At 73.2% G+C, this 18,425-nt stretch carries 16 protein-coding genes; 15 read left to right on the forward strand and 1 reads right to left on the reverse strand.

The features are described 5' to 3' along the window. Window positions 1-189: 189 nt before the first annotated feature. Genes ACXR2U_RS13860 through ACXR2U_RS13910 form a run of 11 tightly spaced genes read left to right on the forward strand, consistent with a single transcriptional unit; the run spans window position 190 to window position 12,475 of the window. A complete protein-coding gene (locus ACXR2U_RS13860; protein WP_458825640.1) occupies window positions 190-945 on the forward strand; it encodes an alpha/beta hydrolase in 756 nt (251 codons plus the stop codon). Beyond that, a complete protein-coding gene (locus ACXR2U_RS13865) occupies window positions 942-2,762 on the forward strand; it encodes a rhodanese-like domain-containing protein (RefSeq protein WP_458825641.1) in 1,821 nt (606 codons plus the stop codon). The genes ACXR2U_RS13860 and ACXR2U_RS13865 overlap by 4 nt, the downstream gene beginning before the upstream one ends. A 31-nt stretch (window positions 2,763-2,793) precedes the next feature. Further along, complete coding sequence (locus ACXR2U_RS13870) at window positions 2,794-4,011, forward strand: LLM class flavin-dependent oxidoreductase (RefSeq protein ID WP_458825642.1); 1,218 nt, start codon at window positions 2,794-2,796, stop codon at window positions 4,009-4,011. Then, a complete protein-coding gene (locus ACXR2U_RS13875; RefSeq protein ID WP_458825643.1) occupies window positions 4,008-5,207 on the forward strand; it encodes an acyl-CoA dehydrogenase family protein in 1,200 nt (399 codons plus the stop codon). The genes ACXR2U_RS13870 and ACXR2U_RS13875 overlap by 4 nt, the downstream gene beginning before the upstream one ends. 26 nt (window positions 5,208-5,233) lie before the next feature. Next, the gene (locus ACXR2U_RS13880) at window positions 5,234-6,898 is read left to right on the forward strand and encodes an ABC transporter substrate-binding protein (protein WP_458825644.1); all 1,665 of its coding nucleotides are present in this window, start codon (window positions 5,234-5,236) and stop codon (window positions 6,896-6,898) included. Window positions 6,899-6,904: 6 nt separating this feature from the next. Beyond that, entirely contained in the window at window positions 6,905-7,897 is a 993-nt protein-coding gene (locus ACXR2U_RS13885) for an ABC transporter permease (RefSeq protein ID WP_458825645.1), read from the forward strand. Next, the gene (locus ACXR2U_RS13890; RefSeq protein ID WP_458825646.1) at window positions 7,894-8,835 is read left to right on the forward strand and encodes an ABC transporter permease; all 942 of its coding nucleotides are present in this window, start codon (window positions 7,894-7,896) and stop codon (window positions 8,833-8,835) included. Before ACXR2U_RS13885 ends, ACXR2U_RS13890 begins: the two co-directional genes overlap by 4 nt. Further along, on the forward strand, window positions 8,832-10,490 hold the full coding sequence (locus tag ACXR2U_RS13895) for a dipeptide ABC transporter ATP-binding protein (protein ID WP_458825647.1): 1,659 nt from the start codon (window positions 8,832-8,834) through the stop codon (window positions 10,488-10,490). The genes ACXR2U_RS13890 and ACXR2U_RS13895 overlap by 4 nt, the downstream gene beginning before the upstream one ends. After that, window positions 10,487-11,545 (forward strand): LLM class flavin-dependent oxidoreductase, encoded by a 1,059-nt coding sequence (locus ACXR2U_RS13900; protein ID WP_458825648.1) that lies wholly within the window; start codon window positions 10,487-10,489, stop codon window positions 11,543-11,545. The genes ACXR2U_RS13895 and ACXR2U_RS13900 overlap by 4 nt, the downstream gene beginning before the upstream one ends. A 16-nt stretch (window positions 11,546-11,561) precedes the next feature. Continuing rightward, entirely contained in the window at window positions 11,562-12,050 is a 489-nt protein-coding gene (locus ACXR2U_RS13905) for a flavin reductase family protein (RefSeq protein ID WP_458825649.1), read from the forward strand. After that, on the forward strand, window positions 12,047-12,475 hold the full coding sequence (locus ACXR2U_RS13910) for a riboflavin kinase (protein ID WP_458825650.1): 429 nt from the start codon (window positions 12,047-12,049) through the stop codon (window positions 12,473-12,475). Before ACXR2U_RS13905 ends, ACXR2U_RS13910 begins: the two co-directional genes overlap by 4 nt. A gap of 9 nt (window positions 12,476-12,484) precedes the next feature. On the opposite strand, the gene ACXR2U_RS13915 is transcribed toward ACXR2U_RS13910, so the two are convergent. Next, window positions 12,485-14,338, reverse strand: a complete 1,854-nt coding sequence (locus ACXR2U_RS13915) for an FAD/NAD(P)-binding protein (protein WP_458825651.1) — start codon at window positions 14,336-14,338, stop codon at window positions 12,485-12,487. A gap of 87 nt (window positions 14,339-14,425) precedes the next feature. Between ACXR2U_RS13915 and ACXR2U_RS13920 the strand changes: the two genes are divergently transcribed. The 4 genes from ACXR2U_RS13920 (at window position 14,426) to ACXR2U_RS13935 (ending at window position 18,418) form a co-directional block, all read left to right on the forward strand. Next, window positions 14,426-14,926 (forward strand): NADPH-dependent FMN reductase, encoded by a 501-nt coding sequence (locus tag ACXR2U_RS13920; protein WP_458825677.1) that lies wholly within the window; start codon window positions 14,426-14,428, stop codon window positions 14,924-14,926. Then, window positions 14,923-15,888 carry an LLM class flavin-dependent oxidoreductase gene (locus ACXR2U_RS13925; RefSeq protein WP_458825652.1) on the forward strand — a complete coding sequence of 322 codons (966 nt, stop codon included), beginning with the start codon at window positions 14,923-14,925 and terminating at the stop codon, window positions 15,886-15,888. The genes ACXR2U_RS13920 and ACXR2U_RS13925 overlap by 4 nt, the downstream gene beginning before the upstream one ends. Further along, a complete protein-coding gene (locus ACXR2U_RS13930; protein ID WP_458825653.1) occupies window positions 15,885-17,183 on the forward strand; it encodes an NtaA/DmoA family FMN-dependent monooxygenase in 1,299 nt (432 codons plus the stop codon). The genes ACXR2U_RS13925 and ACXR2U_RS13930 overlap by 4 nt, the downstream gene beginning before the upstream one ends. Window positions 17,184-17,359: 176 nt before the next feature. Then, window positions 17,360-18,418 (forward strand): LacI family DNA-binding transcriptional regulator, encoded by a 1,059-nt coding sequence (locus ACXR2U_RS13935; RefSeq protein WP_458825654.1) that lies wholly within the window; start codon window positions 17,360-17,362, stop codon window positions 18,416-18,418. Window positions 18,419-18,425: the final 7 nt, after the last annotated feature.

Genomic DNA, 18,425 nt, shown 5'->3' on the forward strand with positions numbered 1-18,425 from the left:
GAACGCCGAGGGCTCGCCTCGCTCACCCGTCGTCGGGTCGTCGACCTGATGCGCTGCGGCGCCACCGGCTGCCGCTGAACCCGAGCGCCCGCCCCCTCCCCCGACGCCTTCCCGCCCCTTTCCCGCCGCCCGTCCGCACCGGTCACCGACGACCGGGACGACGCCGCGCGCCCTGCGTGAGGAACCACCGTGACCGCCACCCCCGCCCTGTCCGCGCTGCGTTTCGACGAGCCCGCCGGCGTCGCCGTCCGCGGCACGCTCGTCCTGGTTCCCGGCCGCGGCGAGACCCCTGCGATCTACGAACGTTTCGGCCGCCGGCTCGCCGCCGACGCCTACCGGGTCGTCGTCCTCACCCCGCCGTCCGACGACGTCGACCGGGCGACCGCCGAGCTCACGGCGGCGCTCGCCGAGGCGGATCCGACCGTGCCCCGGGTCGTCGTGGGCTCCGACGCGGGCGCCGCGTTCGCCGCCTGGGCCGCCGCCCGCGGCGATCTCCCGACGGTCGACGCCCTGGTGCTGGCCGGCCTGCCCGTCGCCGCGACGTCACCGGAACGTGGGTGGGACGACGAGCTCGACGCCCGCACGGCGTGCAGCGCCCACCGGGCACGGATCGGCGAGGGTCGGGTCCGGCCCGCCGCGCTGTTCGAACCGGTGCCCGACACCTGGCTCGATGCCGCGGTGCCCGCGCGGATCGACGTTCCGGTCCTGGGCCTGCACGGCGCGAGCGACGTCGTGAGCCCGGTCGCGGAAGCGCGTCGCTGGTACGCGGCCGTCCCGCGCGCCGAACTCGTGACGGTGGCCGGGGGCCGACACGACGCCCTCAACGACGCCACCCACCGCACCGCCGCCGCCACCCTCGTGCTGTTCCTCGAGCGGCTCAAGGCCGACGCCTCGCTCGCCCGCCTCGCCACCACGGAGCGCGCGCTCGACGGGTCCACGCTGTGACCCGGTACGTCGTCATCGGGGCGGGCGCGGTGGGTGTCACGCTCGCCGCCCAACTCCGAGGTGCCGGACGCGACGTCGTCGTGGTCGGGCGCGGCCGGCAGCTCGACCTGCTGCTGGCCGGTGAGCTGCGGTACGTCACCCCGGACGGCTCGCGGGAGCTGGACGTGCCCGCGGTGCGGTGGCCGGACGAGCTCGACCTGACCGTCGACGACGTCCTCGTCCTCACGACCAAGACCCAGGACGCCGACGCGGTGATCGCCGAGTGGGCCGTACGACCCGTCGGTGACCTCGGGGTGTCCGCCGGCGCGGTGCTGCCGGTGGTCACGCTGCAGAACGGCCTCGAGGCCGAACGCACCGCGCTGCGCCACGCCGCGAACGTCATCGGCGCGGTGCTCTGGATCCCGTCGACCTACGTGACCGACGGCGAGGTCGTCTCGCCCGCCGCCCCGACCGTGGGGGCCTTCTGGCTGGGCGACCACCCCGACGGTGCGCCCTCGGAGGGCACCCGGACCGTGGCAGCGGACCTGCGGGCCGCGGGGTTCGCCGTGCAGGTCGTCGACGACCTCTCCCGGTGGAAGGCCGCGAAACTGGTGGTCAGTGCAACGTTCGCGCTGGACGCGCTGTTCCGGCCCGGACCCGCGCGCGACCGGGCCGCGGGGCTCGTGCGCCGCGAGGCCCGGGCCGTCCTCGCCGCCGTCGGGCAGGACGTCGCCGACGTCGAGACCGAGACCACCGTGGACCTCACCGGCTTCCGGGTGCAGCCGACGGTCGCCGGTGAGCGGCCGGGCAGCTCCAGCTTCCAGAGCCTCGCCCGCGGGCGCCGCGCCGAGACCGACCACCTGAACGGCGAGATCGTCGCCCTCGCGCGGTCCGTCGGGCGCCGGGCACCGGTCGACGCCGCGTTGCAGGCCCGCGTCGCACGGGCGTCGCTCGAGGGCACCGCGCCCGGATCGCTCGATGAGGCCGACCTCGCCCGCACGCTCGCCGGCACGGTCCTCGCCGATCCCCGCGTGCTCCGCGCCGAACTCCGCGGCTCGCGCCCGCCGACGCTGCTCGACGTCCGCTGGCGCCTCGGCGAGACCGACGGCGAGAAGCGGTACCTCGACGGTCACCTGCCCGGGGCCGTCTACGTCGACCTCGAGACCGACCTCGCCGCCCACCCGTCGCAGCCGACCGACGGCCGGCACCCGCTGCCGTCGGTCGACGCCCTGCAGGCCTCGGTGCGTCGCTGGGGTCTGCGCGACGGAGGCGCGGTCGTGGTCTACGACGACAACGGCGGCCAGAGCGCCGCGCGCGCGTGGTGGTTGCTCCGGTGGGCCGGGTTCGACGTCCGCCTGCTCGACGGCGGACTCCCGGCCTGGACCGACGCCGGCGGGGACCTCGTGACCGGCGCGGTGACGCCGGAACCCGGTGACGCCCTCGTGCGTCCGGGCGGCCTCGAGGTCCTCGACGCCGACACCGCCGCCACGTGGCCGTCGCTCGGTGTGCTGCTCGACGCCCGCGCCGGCGAGCGCTACCGCGGCGACGTGGAGCCCGTCGACCCTCGCGCCGGTCACATCCCCGGCGCCGTCAGCCTGCCGACCAGCGGGAACCTCGACGCCACCGGGCGGTTCCTCGACGTCGACGCACTCCGTGCCCGCTTCGCCGACGTGGTCGCCGACGGTCCGGTGGCCGTCTACTGCGGGTCCGGCGTGACCGCCGCCCACGAGATCGCCGCCCTGACCGCGGCCGGCGTCGACGCCGCCCTGTTCGCCGGCTCCTGGTCCGCCTGGTCGTCCGATCCCGCCCGCCCGGTCGCCGTCGGTGACCGACCGTGACCCGTCCACACCACCCGAGGGGAACCACCCGATGAGCACCACGCCCACGTTCGACGACCAGCTGCCCACGACCGCGGCGCCCGAGGTCGAGTTCATCAGCCTGTCGCACCTGAACCCGTCCACGGAGCTGGCACCGGTCCCCTCGCGCGGCATCGACCTGCCGTACTTCAAGAAGTACGTCCGCACGCTGGAGGACCAGGGGTACGACTACACCCTGCTGCCGTACGGGTCGAACTCCGCCGACTCGTTCGTGGTGGCGAGCGCGGTCGGGCAGCTCACCGAACGCATCAAGCCGATCGTCGCCCTGCGCCCGAACACCACGTTCCCGACCGTCGGCGCGCAGAAGCTCGCCACGCTCGACCAGCTGACCGAGGGCCGTGCCGTCGTGCACATCATCTCGGGGGGCAGCGACGCCGAGCAGGCCCGTCAGGGCGACTACCTGCCGAAGGACGAGCGGTACGCCCGCACCTCGGAGTACGTCGACATCCTGCGCCGCTCGTGGACCGAGGCCGCCCCGTTCGACTACGACGGGAAGTACTACAAGTTCGAGGGATTCGGCCCCGGGTTCGCGCCCTACGACGGTCCGATCCCGATCAGCATCGGCGGGCAGTCCGACGCCGCGTTCGAGGTCGGCGGCCGGCAGGGCGACATCTTCAGCTTCTGGGGTGAGCCGCTCGACGACCTCACCGCCGAGATCGACCGGGTGAACGCGATCGCCACCGCGGCCGGCCGGCCGCACCCGCGCATCTGGGTCACGTTCCGCCCGATCGTGGCCGCCACCGACGAACTGGCCTGGGCCAAGGCGCACGACTACGTCGGCCGCATCAGCGACACCTTCAACCGGTACGCGGCCAACTCGGTCATGCGGTTCGGCACCGGCACGCCGCAGAACGTCGGATCGCAGCGGGCGTTGGCCTTCGCCGAGAAGGCCGAGCTCTACGACCGCGCGCTGTGGACCAAGACCGCCGCGGCCACGAACGCCGCCGGCGCCTCGACCGCCCTGGTCGGGTCGCCTGAGACGGTCGCCGCCGCGATCCTGGACTACGTCGACCGCGGCGCGTCGCTGGTCTCGGTGCGGGGTTACGACACGCTCAACGACGCCGTCGACTACGGCCGCTACGTCCTGCCCCTGGTGCGGCAGGAGCTCGAGCACCGCCGGAGCACCGGTCGCCGCGGTCAGCTGCAGGCGGCGCACCTCGGCAACTACGACGACGCCTACAGCAGGTACGCCCTGGCCGGCGCGTCGTGACCGACGTGGAGGTCCGGCCGGTCACGTTCGCCGCGCCGGACCTGTCACCCGCCGCCCTCGCGGCCGTGACCGCCGAGGTCGCCGTGACCGCCGCGGGGTACGACCGCAGCGGTGAGGTGCCGTGGGACGGCCTGAACGCGGCCCACCGGGCGGGTCTGCTCACCGCCTCGGTCGGCACGCAGTTCGGCGGACCCGGCCTCGGGCACCGCGACGTCACCCGCATCCTGACCGCACTCGGCGAGGGCGACGCGTCGGTCGGGTTGATCGCGAGCAACCTGCTCATGACGCACGCGGCGCAGGCTGCGCACCCGCACTGGCCGGCCGCCGCGTACGCCGACCTGCTGCGCCGCTCGCTCGACGGCCCCGCGCTCGTCAACGCCGTGCGCGCCGAGCCCGAACTCGGCGCTCCGGCCCGCGGTGGGCTCCCGCGCACGACCGCCCGGCGCACCGACGACGGCTGGGTGCTCTCCGGTCACAAGGCCTACGCCAGCGGCGGAACCGGTCTCGCGTACCACGTGGTGTGGGCGGTCGCGGACGAACCCGACGCCGATCCCGAACGCCCCCGCGTCGGGCACGTCATCGTCCCCGCGGACCGCCCGGGCATCAGCTGGATCCAGACGTGGGACCACCTGGGGCTCCGGGCCTCGAACACCCACGACGTCGTGTACGACGACGTCGTGCTGCCGCTCGACGCGTTCGTCGAGATCCCCCGGGGCGCGGACGGCCGCTACCGCGACCCGGCGGCCACGGCCGGACCCGGCGGCTTCGGACACCCCGCGCTCTACATCGGCGTGGCCCGCGCCGCCCGGGCCGCGTTCGCCGACTACGCGCGCCACCGTGTGCCCTCGACCCTCGGGCGGCCCATCGCCGAGACCGAACGGATCCAGGCCGTCGCCGGCGAGATCGACCTGCAGGTCGTGACCGCCGAGACACTGTTGCACGGTGCACTACTCCGGCTCGAGGCCGGCGAGGACTCGGTCCTTCCTGAACTCTCCGCGGTCAAGGTCGGCATCGGCCGCGCGGTGGTCGCGGCGACGCAGACCGCGGTGGCGGCCCTGGGCAACCCCGGCCTCTCCCGGCACCAGCCGCTCGAGCGTCACCTGCGCGATTCGCTCTGTATCAGGGTCCACCCGCCCCAGGAGGACGCCGCGCTGGTCGCCGGCGGACGACGCGTCCTCGCCACTCCCGGTCCCTGAACACCCATTCCCAGAACGGATCTGCCATGACCTCCACCCGACGGGCCCGGCCCGGTCGCCGCCTCACCCTCACCGCCCTCACCGCCGTCGCGGGCCTGACCCTCGCAGCGTGCGGCAGCGGTGGCGACGACTCGGCGGCCTCCGGCCCGCCGAGGTCCGGCGGTGACCTCAAGGTCTCCTTCTTCCCGGACAACCCGGCGTTCTCCTGCATCGACCCGTTCCAGGTCTACTGGATCGAGCACCGCACGATCATCCGCAACTTCGCGGACTCCCTCACCGACCAGGACCCGCAGACCGGCGAGATCAAGCCGTGGCTGGCCACGAAGTGGGAGGTCAGTCCGGACGGCCTGACCTACACCTTCACCCTGCGCGACGGCGTGACCTTCAGCAACGGCAAGAAGGTCGACGCCCAGGTGGTGGCGGACGACGCGGCCGGGTGGCTGGCCACGGTGCAGGCGACGAACGGCACGGCGTACGGCGCCTCGTACATCCAGGGGCTCACCGGCGCGAAGGCGCTCGACGCGTCGACGGTCCAGTTCACCCTGAGCAAGCCGAACTCGTCGTTCCTGCAGGCGACCTCGACCACGAACCTCGCCATCACCGACCCGGCGGAGTTCCAGGAGTCACCCGCCGACCGGTGCACCGGCAAGGGCGTGATCGGGTCGGGCCCGTTCGTCCTCGACCACTACACCCCGAAGGTCGAGACGGTCATCACCAAGCGCAAGGGGTACGCCTGGGGCTCGTCGCTGGTGGACAACAAGAACGACGCCTACCTCGACAAGGTCACGTTCAACTACGTGAGCGAGGACAGCGTCCGGGTCGGCAACCTCACGAGCGGCGCCATCGACATCGCCTGGCCGCGCAACCCCTTCACCCCGCAGGACCAGAAGTTGATCCAGGCCTCGGGCGCGACGGTCGAGAAGCGGTCCCTGCCCGGTGTGGCCTACACCCAGTTCGCCAACACCTCGGCGGGCCGGCCGCTGAGCGACCCGAAGGTCCGGCAGGCGCTGTACAAGGCGATCGACCTCAAGACCTACGCGTCGACCATCTTCGGGCCGGACTACCCCGTGGTCCAGGGCGTGTTCGACACGACCACGCCGTACTTCACGTCGCAGTCGGACAAGCTCGCCTTCGACCCCGACGGCGCGAAGCAACTGCTCGACGACGCCGGCTGGAAGGTCGGCAGCGGCGGGATCCGTGAGAAGGACGGCAAGAAGCTCGCCCTCGACTACCCGGTGTCGCAGTTCAGCGCCGGCGCCGAACTGCTGCAGGCACAGCTGAAGGAGGTCGGCATCGAGATCGACCTGCGGACGCTGACCCCGGCCCAGCAGGCGACGTACCAGAAGGACGGCGACTACGACCTGACCCAGACGTACTTCACCCGGGCGGATCCGGGCGCGCTGCAGTTCATCCTCAACCCGGCCGTCGCGAACTCCAAGGCGCTGGCGAACCGGTCGGCGTCCCCCGACGTCACGGCGAAGATCACGGACCTGTTCACCCAGGCGGTGCAGACCACCGACCAGGACCAGAGCGCGAAGGCGTACGCCGACCTGCAGAGCTACCTCCTCGAGCAGGGCGTCGCGTTCCCGTTGTTCGAACGGGTGCAGGAAGCGGGGGTCAGCAAGAAGGTGCACGGGTTCGCGTTCACGTCCGAGAGCTTCCTGCGGCTCAACGACGTGTGGAAGGGCTGACGAGTCGTGCTCCGCTACGTCGCAGGGCGCGTCGCCCAAGCGGTGGTGGTGCTGTGGGCTGCGTTCACCGCGACCTTCGCGATCCTCTACCTGCTGCCGAGTGATCCGCTCGAACTGCAACTGGCTGCCGCGGGGGTCCAGGAGGACAGCCTGACCCCGGCGCAGCTGGCGGCGCTCGAGCACCGCTTCGGCCTGGACCAGTCGATGTGGGCGCAGTACTGGCACCATCTCGCGGGCGCCGTCCACGGCGACTTCGGCCTGTCGCTCACGCAGAACCAGCCGGTCTCGCAGTTGATCGCCCAACGCCTCGGCCCGACCCTGCAGCTCAGCGCCGGCGCCGCCGTGGTGTCCCTGATCGCCGGCACGACCCTCGCGGCGGTCGCCACGTACGTCCGGTGGAACCCGCTGCGGGTGTTCCTCACGCGGCTGCCCGCCCTCGGGGCGTCGTTCCCGCAGTTCTTCGTCGCCCTGTTCCTGATCCAGTTCCTGTCGTTCAAGCTGGGCTGGTTCCCGGCGACCGGCACCCAGGGTCTGCAGTCGCTGGTGCTGCCGGTGGTCACCGTGTCGGTGTTGACCTCGGCCGTGCTGGCCCAGGTGCTGGTCAAGAGCTTCGACGAGACGCTGCGTCAGCCCTACATCGTCACGGCCCGCGCCAAGGGCCTCTCGCGCGCGGCCGTGCACCTGCGCCACGCGTTCCGCAACGCCGCCCTCCCGGCGATGACGATCCTGGGCGTGATCGTGGGCCTGACGGTCACGAGCTCGATCGTCGTCGAGACCATCTTCACCCGCGAGGGCATCGGGAAACTCGCGCAGGAGTCCGTGCTCTCCCAGGACGTCCCCGTGGTGCTCGCCGTCGTGACGATCGCCGCGGCCGTGTTCGTCGTCGTCAACCTCGTCGTCGACCTGCTCTACCCGCTGCTCGACCCCCGCATCACCCACGGCCGTCGCCGTGCGGTGCGGGTGCGGGCCGCCGCCGCTCCGGAAGCAGGTGCGCTGTGACCGTCGACCTCGACGCCGTCCCGCTGTCCGCCGTCACACCGGTCGCGGGCGGGGACACCTCGTCCGGCCGGCAGGGACCACCCGCCGCACCCGGACCCCGTGGTGACGGTCGGTGGCGGGACCGGCGCGCCCGCTGGCGGTTGCTGCTGCGCCGGCCGGTCTTCATCGTGGCGGCCCTGTACGTGGCGTTCGTCGTCGTGTCGGCGTTCTGGCCGTCGTTGTTCACGTCGTACGGCCCGTACGACACCAACACCTCGGCGACGTTCCTCAGCCCGAGCGGCGCCCACCTGTTCGGGACCGACAACTACGGCCGTGACCTCTGGACCCGTGTGCTGTTCGGATCGGAACTGACCATCCGCGCCACGGTCATCGCGGTCGGCATCGCCCTGGTGGCCGGACTGACGATCGGTGTCCTCGCCGGTTTCGTCGGCGGGATCGTCGACGCCGTGTTCATGCGCGTCGTCGACGTCATGCTGGCCATCCCCGGCCTGCTGCTCACGCTGTCGATCGTCACCGCCCTCGGCTACGGCACCCTGCCCGTGGCCGTGGCGGTCGGGGTGGGGATCGTGCCGGGGTTCGCCCGGACCACCCGGGCCGAGGTGCTCAAGGTCCGCACGCTGCCCTACGTCGAGGCGGCCCGCGCCGGCGGCGCCTCGTGGCTGCGCGTGCTGGTGCGCCACGTCCTGCCGAACTCGTGGGGGCCGGTGGCCGTGCTCGCCGTGCTCGACGCCGGTGTCGCCATCATCGCCATCGCCTCGCTGAGCTTCCTCGGCTTCGGCGCGGCGCCGCCCGCCGCCGAGTGGGGCACGCTCATCGCCGACGGCCGCGACTACCTCATCACGGCCTGGTGGCTGAGCCTGCTGCCGGGCCTGTTCGTCGCGCTGCTCGTGCTCTCGCTCAACCACATCTCCAAGACGCTGCAGGAGTTGGAGCGGTGAGCGGGGTGACGACGCCGATCATCACGGTCTCCGACCTCGACGTCGGGTACGAGCGGCGGCGGAAGGTCCAGCCCGCGGTGACCGGCCTCGACCTCAGCATCGCGCCGGGCGAGGTCGTCGCCATCGTCGGCGAGTCGGGATCCGGCAAGACCACCACCGCGAACGCGCTCATCGGCCTGCTGCCGGACAACGGCCGCATCACCCGCGGTTCCATCGTGGTCGACGGCGTCGAGACCGTGGGCGCGAAGGAGCGGGTGCTCCGGCGCTTGCGCGGCTCGGTCGTCGCACTCGTGCCGCAGGACCCGCTGGTCAGCCTCAACCCGGTGCGGCGGGTCGGTGCACAGGTCGCCGAGGCCATCCACCCCGACGACCGTGCTGAACACGGACGCGACGCGCGGGTCGTCGAGCTGCTGGAACGAGCGGGCGTGCCCGACCCGGAACTGCGGGCGCGGCAGTACCCCCACGAGCTCTCGGGCGGGTTGCGGCAGCGGGTGCTCATCGCGATCGCGCTCGCCGGCCGCCCGAAGCTGATCATCGCCGACGAACCGACCAGTGCCCTGGACGTCACCGTCCAGAAACGCATCCTCGACCACCTCGAGCAGCTCGTGCGTGACGAGGGGATCTCGTTGCTGATCATCACCCACGACCTCGCGGTGGCAGCCGACCGCGCGGACCGGGTGGTCGTCATGCAGGGTGGCCGGGTCGTCGAGCAGGGCGCACCTGCCGACATCCTCGTCACGCCCGAGGAGGACTACACCCGCCGGCTCATCGCGGCCGCACCCGGCCTCGCCCACGGCGGTGTCCTCACCGCCCGGTACGACGTCCGCGACCGGCCCGAGCCCGAGCCGGTCCTGGTGCTCACCGACGTCAGCAAGACGTTCCCCGTGCGCGACGCGCGTCGCGGTGAGCGGGGTTTCAACGCCGTCGAGGGGGTCTCCCTGCAGGTGCCCCGTGGGCGGACCCACGCCCTGGTCGGTGAGAGCGGCTGCGGCAAGACCACGACCCTGCGCATCGCGTTGGGTCTGGAGCCCGCGACCTCCGGGTCGGTCGTCCTGGCCGGGGCGGACCTGACCGGCCTGTCGTGGCGTCAGCAGCGGCCACTGCGACGCGCGGCGCAACTGGTGCACCAGGACCCGTTCGCCACGCTCGACCCCCGTTTCACCGTCGCGCAGTCGATCACTGAGCCCCTGGTGAGCTTCCGGGTCGGCGACCGCCGCAGCCGTCGCGCCCGGGCGGCCGAACTGCTCGACCTGGTGGCCCTGCCCGGCAGCTACCTCGACCGACTCCCGGCCGAGCTGTCCGGGGGGCAACGCCAACGCGTCGCCATCGCCCGGGCCCTCGCCCTGGAACCCGCCCTGCTCATGCTGGACGAGCCGGTGTCGGCGCTCGACGTCTCGGTGCAGCGGCAGGTGCTGACGCTGCTGACCGACCTGCAGGCCGAGCTGGGGTTGTCGTACCTGTTCGTCTCGCACGACCTCGCCGTGGTGGCCGAGATCGCCCACACGGTGTCGGTGATGAGCCAGGGCCGCGTCGTCGAGTCCGGGGCGGCGGCCGAGGTGTTCTCGCATCCGCAGAACCCCTACACCCGCGAGCTCCTCGCGGCCGTCCCCGGTCGGCTCGCCCTCGAGCGTGAGCGTGACGGGAGCCCGGTGTGAGTGGGCGGGTCGGGCTGCGGCTCGGGTTCAACACCCGGGTCTCGTTCCCGACCGGTGGCGCGGCGCGCGGGCTGCGCGAGGGCATCGACCTGTTCGTGGCCGCCGAGCGCATGGGGTACCAGTCCGGCTGGGCGTACCAGCGGCACTTCGACAACTACCTGTCCTCGCCGTTGCCGTTCTTCGCCGCGGCCGGCCAGCACACCACCCGGATCACCCTGGGCAGTGCGGTGATCCCGGCGCGCTACCAGGAACCGGTCCTGCTGGCCGAGGCCGCCGGCACCACCGACCTCCTCGTCGGGGGGCGCCTGCAACTCGCGTTCTCCAGCGGCACCGACACGTGGGACGACGTGTTCGGCGCGGTCGAGGTCGACGCCCGCACCGAGGGGCAGCGGCGCCTCGCACGCTTCCTCGCCGGGGTCGCCGGTGAAACGTTGCACACGGTCACGGTCGCGAAGGGGGTGAACGGGCCGCCCGTCGGCACCCCGCTGCGCGTCACCCCTCACTCCCCCGGCCTGCGCTCCCGGATCTGGTACGGCTCCGGGAGCGTGTCGTCGGCGGTCGCCGCGGCCCGGCAGGGCCTGCGCCTGATCACCGGCACGATCCTGCACGACGTCCCGGAGGGCCGGTCGTTCCCCGAGCACCAGGCGGCCGTCGTCGCGGCCTACCGCGCGGCGTGGGAGGCCACCCACGGCACGGATGCCCCGCCCGTCGCCGTGGCGGCGTCGGTGCTCCCGGCGACCACCCCCGAGCAGCGCGAGCGCTACGCGGCGTACGACGCCGAACGTCGGTCCGCCGGACCCACCGCGTCGCGGCCCGCCGGGGCTCTCGCGACGGTCCTCACCGCCGAACTCCCTCGCGGCATGGCGATGAGCCCCGTGCACCACGGCGATCCCGACGACGTCGTCGCGTCCGTCCTCGCCGACCCCGGCCTCACGGTGGCCGACGAACTCGTGCTGTTCCTGCCGCCGGCGTTCGGGCTGGCGGACAACGTGCAACTGCTCGACGACGTCGCCCGCACCGTCGCGCCGGCGCTCGGCTGGTCACCGGAGCACTGACGAGGTGGAGAACCCCATGCACGGAACCGTCGTCCTCGATCCCGCCCGCCTGCGGCGGGTGTTCGGCTCCTACCCCACCGGCGTCACCGCGGTCGCCGCCGTGGTCGACGGCCGCCCGCTCGGCATCACCGCGAACTCGTTCACGTCGGTGTCGCTCGAGCCCGCGCTGGTGTCGATCTGCGTCGCGCACACGTCGGGGACGTGGTCGTCGTTGCGCGCGGCCCCGCGGCTCGGGGTGAGCATCCTCGCGGACGGGCAGGAGCGCGCCGGTCGGCAACTCGCGGCGCGGGTGGCCGACCGCTTCGACGGCCTGCCGTGGCGGGCGAGCCCGGACGGTGCGGTGTTCCTCGAGGGCGCGACCGGGTGGATCGACGCCAGCATCGTGCAGCAGGTGCCGGCGGGCGACCACGACATCGTCGTGCTCGAGGTGCACGACCTCGACGCCGACCACACCCTGCCCCCGCTCGTGTTCCACGACAGCCGGTACGGGCGGCTGGCCCCGTGACCGGCGCCCTCGACCCACGCCTGCGCTCGTCGCGGGGCGCGGGGACGGTCGTCACGGGGATCGTCGTCCACGGTGAGGCCCGCGGCCGGTTGCTGGGATTCCCCACGGCCAACGTGGATCCTGATCCCGACAGCCCGGTCCCGGCGGACGGGGTGTGGGTCGCGCAGGTGCAGGTCCCACGGTGGGTGGGGTCGGTCCCGCTCACCCGGTTCGCCGCGCTCTCGGTCGGCACCAACCCGACCTACGGCGGGGTCGACCTGCGCGTCGAGGCCCACCTGCTGGACTTCGACGGCGACCTCTACGGGCGTCGGATGTCGGTCCGGGTGATGGACTACCTGCGTCGCACGCTGACGTTCGACAGCGAGGACGCGCTCGTCGACCAGATCCGCCGTGACGTCGACGAAGTCCGTCGCTGGCGCTGGTGACGTCCGAGGTCAGGCGCGTGGGACGAGTCGCTCGAGCACGGCCCGGGCGAGCGCGTCGGTGGTGCGGAACGTCGCCGCGTCGGTCTGCGGCCGACTGAACGCCGCGGCCGCGCGGGCGGTGGTGAGGATGCCCACGGCGAAACGGTCGGGGTCGGCCCGGCCGTCCGCCCGGAGGACCCGGCCGACGGGATCGACCCGCAGCAGACCGGTCGTGACCTCGGTGCCGTCGGCGCTCTCGAGCACCTCCTCGCTGACGGCCCCGCGCTCGAGCAACCGACGCAGGAGCGGCCCGGGCGCGCGCCCGACGTGGGGTCGCGGCAACCGCGCCTCGACCAACACCCCAGCCCGGACCTCGGCCCCCGGCACCGACGGCGTGGTGGCGACCCAGGTCGAGCCGTCGCGGCGCGCCCCGGTGAGCCGACCGACGAAGCGGATGACACCCGCCCGGGCGAGGGCCGCCAGTTGCAGGGCGCGGTCCGGCGGCGGACCGCTCGCCAGGTGGCTGAACCAGCCCTTCCACCACCCGTCGACGTCAACGAGCAGGCTCACCGGCGCGAACGCACCCACCTGCACCAGCCGGGCGACCTGGACGTACGAGGTGAGCAGGCCGAGGAACGCGCCGAGGTCGGCGCTGTACCGGGGATCACGACGCCTCACGACATCGGCCTCGACGCCCGAGGTGACGAACTCCTGCGCCGCGTCGAGGTCCGCGAACGTGACCCCCTGCAACGGTCGGTCGAGCGCCTGCAGGTCGAGACGGTCGGTGGGATCCGGCACCAACGCGTCGACCGCGTCGTCGTCGACGGGCTGACCGGTGGCCGGATCGACGCGACGCAGGAGGGCCTCGACCTGTTCCCACGTGCCGGCGACGCGGTCCGGGTGAGCGTGGAACAGCTCGTGGTGGTGGGCGAAGCGCACGTCCGCCGCGATCCACGGCCAGACGTCACGGCGGAAGTCGAGCCCGCCCCGGGCGGTCAGACGCTCGACGACCTCACCGGTGAACAGGGCGGGCAGTGGCGGCCGGGGACCCTGCAGGGGGTAGCCGGTCTTGGCGTGGTGGACGACCCCGCGTCGCGACCCCGCCCACAGCACCGGTTCGGCTCCGCTCGGGTGGTAGTCGAGCCGGCCGTCGGGCCGGGCGGTGAAGCGACCGCCGCGGCCCTCGGTGAGCAGGAGCGCGATGTCCACGAAGGCCAGGCCGAGACCGTTGACCAGCACGTCCTCCCCTGCGCCGAGTTCCGACCAGGGGACGTCGGCGCTGTAGGCGGGAGCGATGTGCCGTGCGCCCGGGCGGTCGTCGCGCGTCTGCGGTTCAACGTCGACGTGGCCGAGGGCGAACACCACGACGTCCGCGAGGATCCGACCTCCGTTGGACAGTGCAACGGTCTGGGGCGCGCCATCGGCGACGTCGACCACCTCGGCCTCGTGGCAGTGGACGACCACGTCTGAGCCACCGTCACATGCGGCCCGGGCGAGCACCCACGCGAGGTACTCACCCTGGACCCGTCGGTCCGGGAACGTGGTCGGGGTGACCGACCGGATGAGGGGCAGCAGCGACGGGTCGCGGAGCTCGTCCGCCGGTACGGTCCGGACCCACTCGGCGAGGGTCGGCCCGGCCACGACCGGACCGGTGGCCGTCGAGGTCTCGTCGAGGAACATCGTGACGTCCGCGGCCATCGAGTTCATCCGCATGAGCGGTGACTGGTCGGCCCGCCAGATCCGGCCCGACCCGGGCGGGTGGGGGTCGACGAGGTGGACGTCGACCCGGGTGTCCTGCGGCCGGTTCGCGACCAGCCGTTCGACGAGTGACACCGCGGCGGGGCCGGCACCGACGATGACGACGGTGCTCATCGTGGCGGTCATCGCGGGTCCCATCGTGCCTCGTCGATCACCAGCTGGTGGCAGGGAGAGAGGTACCCCACTAGTTTCGTAGGCATGCATGCTGCCGGGCTGACCGTCACCGTCGTCGCCGGCAACCCCAAGCCCGGCTCCCGCACGCTCGCCGCCGCGACCCTGCTCGCCCGGCTGCTGACCGACCGGGAGCCCGACCACGTCGTCGACGTCGTGACCCTCGGCCCGAGCCTGCTCGGCTGGGGTGACGACGGCGTCAAGGCGGCCGTCGCCACCGTCGCGGCGTCGGACCTCGTGGTCGTGGCGAGCCCGACCTACAAGGGCTCGATCACCGGCGTCCTCAAGTGTTTCCTCGACCAGGTGGCAGCCGGTGGGTGGTCGGGGGTCACCGCCGTGCCGTTGATGCTCGGCGGCGGGCCCGCGCACACCCTCGCCCCGGAGTACGCGCTGGTCCCGGTGCTGACCGAACTCGGGGCGAGCGTGCCGACCCGCGGGCTCTACGTGCTGGACAGCGCGTGGGAGGACCCCGCCACCTACCAGCCCTGGCTCGACGCCTGGCGGCCGACGCTGCGCGGGCCGGGCGTCGGACCCACGTCGTGACCTTCCTGGTCGGGCTCCGGTTCGACCCGCGCACGGTCGACCACGTGGTCCGGCTCACCACCCACGCCGACCGCGCCGGGGTCGACCTGATCGCGTTCGACGACCGGTTCGCCGGTGACGGTCCGCGTCTCGACGCGCTCGCCACCGCGAGCCACCTCGCTCCCCGGACCCGCACCACCGGCCTCGCCCCGACCGTCACGACCACCCACACCGAACCGTTCCACGTCGCCACCGCGACCCAGACCCTCGACCTGGTCAGCCTGGGCCGCGGCGCGTGGACCGTCGACGTCGCGCTCGACGTCGAGTCGGCCCGGGTGATCGGCCGGCGTCCGGCACCGACCGCCGCGGCCGCGTGGACCGAGGCCCTCGACGTCGTCGACGCCGTCCGCGCCCTCTGGGACAGCTGGGACGACGACGCCGTCATCCGCGACCGGGCCACCGGTCGCTACGTCGACGTCGACCGCCTCCACCACGTCGACGCCACGGTGCGGGGCACGGACGCGACGTTCTCGATCACGGGGCCGTCGATCGTGCCGCGCACCCCCGGCGGCCAGCCCGTGGTCGTCCTCCGACTCGCGGCCGGCGCCGCGGACGACGACCCGCGCTGGCCCCTCGTGTCACGACACGCCGACGTCGTCGTGGTCGACGGCTCGGCGCCGGACGACGGCGCGCTCGCCGCGACCGTGCAGCGGGTGCGGGACGACACCGCGGGCCGACCGGTGCGCGTCCTGGCCGGCGCGCACGGCCTCGACGTGTCCGCCCTGCTGCGTGCGGTCGACGGGTGGGACGTCGACGGCGTCGAACTGGGCGGGCCCACCGCGAGCGCCGACGCCGTCACCGACCTGCTCACGGGCCTCACGGCGGGTGGTCGGCGCGGACCGGAACGTCACCCGCTCGGGTCGACCCTGCGCGAGCGTCTGGGTCTGCCGCGGCCGACCAACCGGTTCGAGGTGCCCGCGTGAGCAGCACACGACCGTTGCACCTGGCAGCATTCCTGCAGGGCGTCAACCACACCACGGTGTGGTCGGATCCGGCGTCCGGTTCGCAGACCGACTTCAGCTCCTTCGAGCACATGGCCCGCACCGCGGAGCGCGGCACCTTCGACTTCTTCTTCCTCGCCGAGGGGCTGCGCCTGCGCGAGCAGAAGGGCCGCATCCACGATCTCGACGTCGTGGGCCGGCCCGAGTCGATCGCGGTGTTGTCGGCTCTCGCCGCCGTGACCGAACGGCTCGGCCTCGCCGCCACGGTCAACACGACGTTCAACGAGCCGTACGAGTTGGCACGGCGCTTCGCCACGCTCGACCACCTGTCCGGCGGTCGCGCCGGGTGGAACATCGTGACGTCGTCGGACGCCTTCACCGGGGCCAACTTCCGCCGCGGCGGCTACCTCGACCACGCCGACCGCTACGCCCGTGCCGCGGAGTTCACCGCGGTGGCGCGGGCGTTCTGGGACAGCTGGCCCGCCGGCGAGCAACCCCACGAGGTCGAGCACCACGGCCGGCAGTTCGACGTGCGGGGCAGCGCCAACGTGCCCCGCAGCCCGCAGGGTCACCCGGTGATCATCCAGGCCGGGGACTCCGGCGAGGGCCGTGACTTCGCGGCCTCGACCGCTGACGTCATCTTCACCCGGCACAGCCACCTCGAGGCCGGCCGGGCGTTCGTGTCCGACATCCGCGCCCGCGCGGTGGCGGCCGGCCGCGACGCCCACGCGATCACGGTGATGCCCGCGGTGTCGTGGGTCCTCGGGACCAGCGCCGACGACGCCGCCGAGCGGGCGCGGTGGATCCGGTTCCAGCAGGTCAGCGCCCCGACGGCGATCGCCTTCGCCGAGCAGGTGTGGAACACCGACCTGTCCGACCACGACCCCGACGGCCCCCTGCCGTCCTTCGACCCGGTGACCGACGGCGAGATCTCGGAGGGACGGGCGGCCACGAAACGGCTGGACCGACCGGCGGTCGCGGCGCAGTGGCGCGAGACCGCGCGCCGTGACGGCCTGACGTTGCGCGAGACCGCCGCCGAGATGTCGTCCCACCAGTCGTTCGTCGGTACGCCCGAGCAGGTGGCCGACGACCTGCTCCGTCACGTGGACGCCGACGCCGCCGACGGTTTCGTCCTCACCCCGCACCTCAACCCCGGCGGCCTCGACGACTTCGTCGACCAGGTCGTCCCCGTGCTGCGCGACAAGGGCCGGTTCCGGACCGAGTACTCCGGCACCACCCTGCGCGACCACCTCGGCCTCCCCGTCCCGCCCCCCTGACCTCGTCCCCCTGACCCTGGTGAGTGGGCACCTCCCCCCGTGAGTGGGGGGTGTTTCGTGCCCACTCGGACGGGAAGGTGACCACTCGCCCGTTGTCCGGTGAGCGCTCCCATCCGGGCGTGAGACGACTCGCACTCGGGGAGAATCATCCGTAGCGGTCTGGTAGAACGTGCGTTGTGACGGCTCACACCGGCGATCAGGACGACCAGGGCCACGCCGGTGTGGTCGCGCTCCCGTCGTCGCGACGCCCGGCCCTGCTCGACGTCGCGGCGCGCGCCGGCGTCTCGCACCAGACCGTGTCCCGTGTGCTCAACGACAGCCCGCACGTGGCACCTGCGACACGCGAGAAGGTCCGGCGCGCCATCGACGAGTTGGGCTACCGCCGCAACATGTCGGCACGGGCGCTCGCGACCGGGAAGTCCAACGTCATCGGGGTCGTCGCCCCGAGTTCGACGTTGTACGGGCCTGCGGCGATCGTGGCGGGGCTCAGCCACGCCGCCCGGGCCGCGGCGATGACCTTCACGGTCGAGGACCTGACGGATCACGACACCAACAGCCTGCACGACGCCGTCGACCGCCTGCTGGGCCACGGGATCGCGGGACTGCTCATGGTGCTGCCGCTCGACGCGGCCACGGAGATCGTGTCGTCGGTCGTGCCCGAGGGGATCCCGGTGGTCACGGTCGACCGCCCGTTGAGCGACGACGTCGCGACCGTGAGCGTCGACCAGTACGCCGGGGCGGTGCTGGCCACCCGCCACCTGCTCGAGCAGGGTCACGCCACGGTGTGGCACGTCGCCGGGCCGGACGACTGGAACGACAGCCGGGCGCGGGAGGCCGGGTGGCGCGACACCCTCGCCGCCGCCGGGGTCGAGGAACCCCCGGTGGTGCGCGGTGACTGGAGCCCGGCGTCGGGGTACCAGGCCGGCCGGTTGCTCGCGCGTGTGCCCGAGTGCACCGCGGTGTTCGCCGCCAACGACCACATGGCGCTCGGGTTCGCCCGCGCGTTGCACGAGGCGGGCCGCAGCATCCCCGGCGACGTCGGTCTCGTCGGTTTCGACGGGGTTCCCGAGTCGGAGTACTTCACGCCGCCGCTCACGACGGTGGTCCAGGACTTCGGGGCCGTGGGCCGGGCGGGCGTGGAACTGCTGGTCGAGCAGATCAACGGGGCGACGTCGCGACGCTCCGTGCTCATCGCGCCGGTGCTGGTCGAACGGGCGTCGACCCGGCGCGGGTGAGCGTGCG

The sequence above is a fragment of the Jatrophihabitans sp. YIM 134969 genome, assembly GCF_054456675.1.

Coding starts and splice junctions, on each gene's coding strand:
- ACXR2U_RS13905 (WP_458825649.1), top strand. CDS start 11,562: ATGCACGGAACCGTCGTCCTCGATCCCGCCCGCCTGCGGCGGGTGTTC.
- ACXR2U_RS13915 (WP_458825651.1), bottom strand. CDS start 14,338: ATGACCGCCACGATGAGCACCGTCGTCATCGTCGGTGCCGGCCCCGCC.
- ACXR2U_RS13870 (WP_458825642.1), top strand. CDS start 2,794: ATGAGCACCACGCCCACGTTCGACGACCAGCTGCCCACGACCGCGGCG.
- ACXR2U_RS13880 (WP_458825644.1), top strand. CDS start 5,234: ATGACCTCCACCCGACGGGCCCGGCCCGGTCGCCGCCTCACCCTCACC.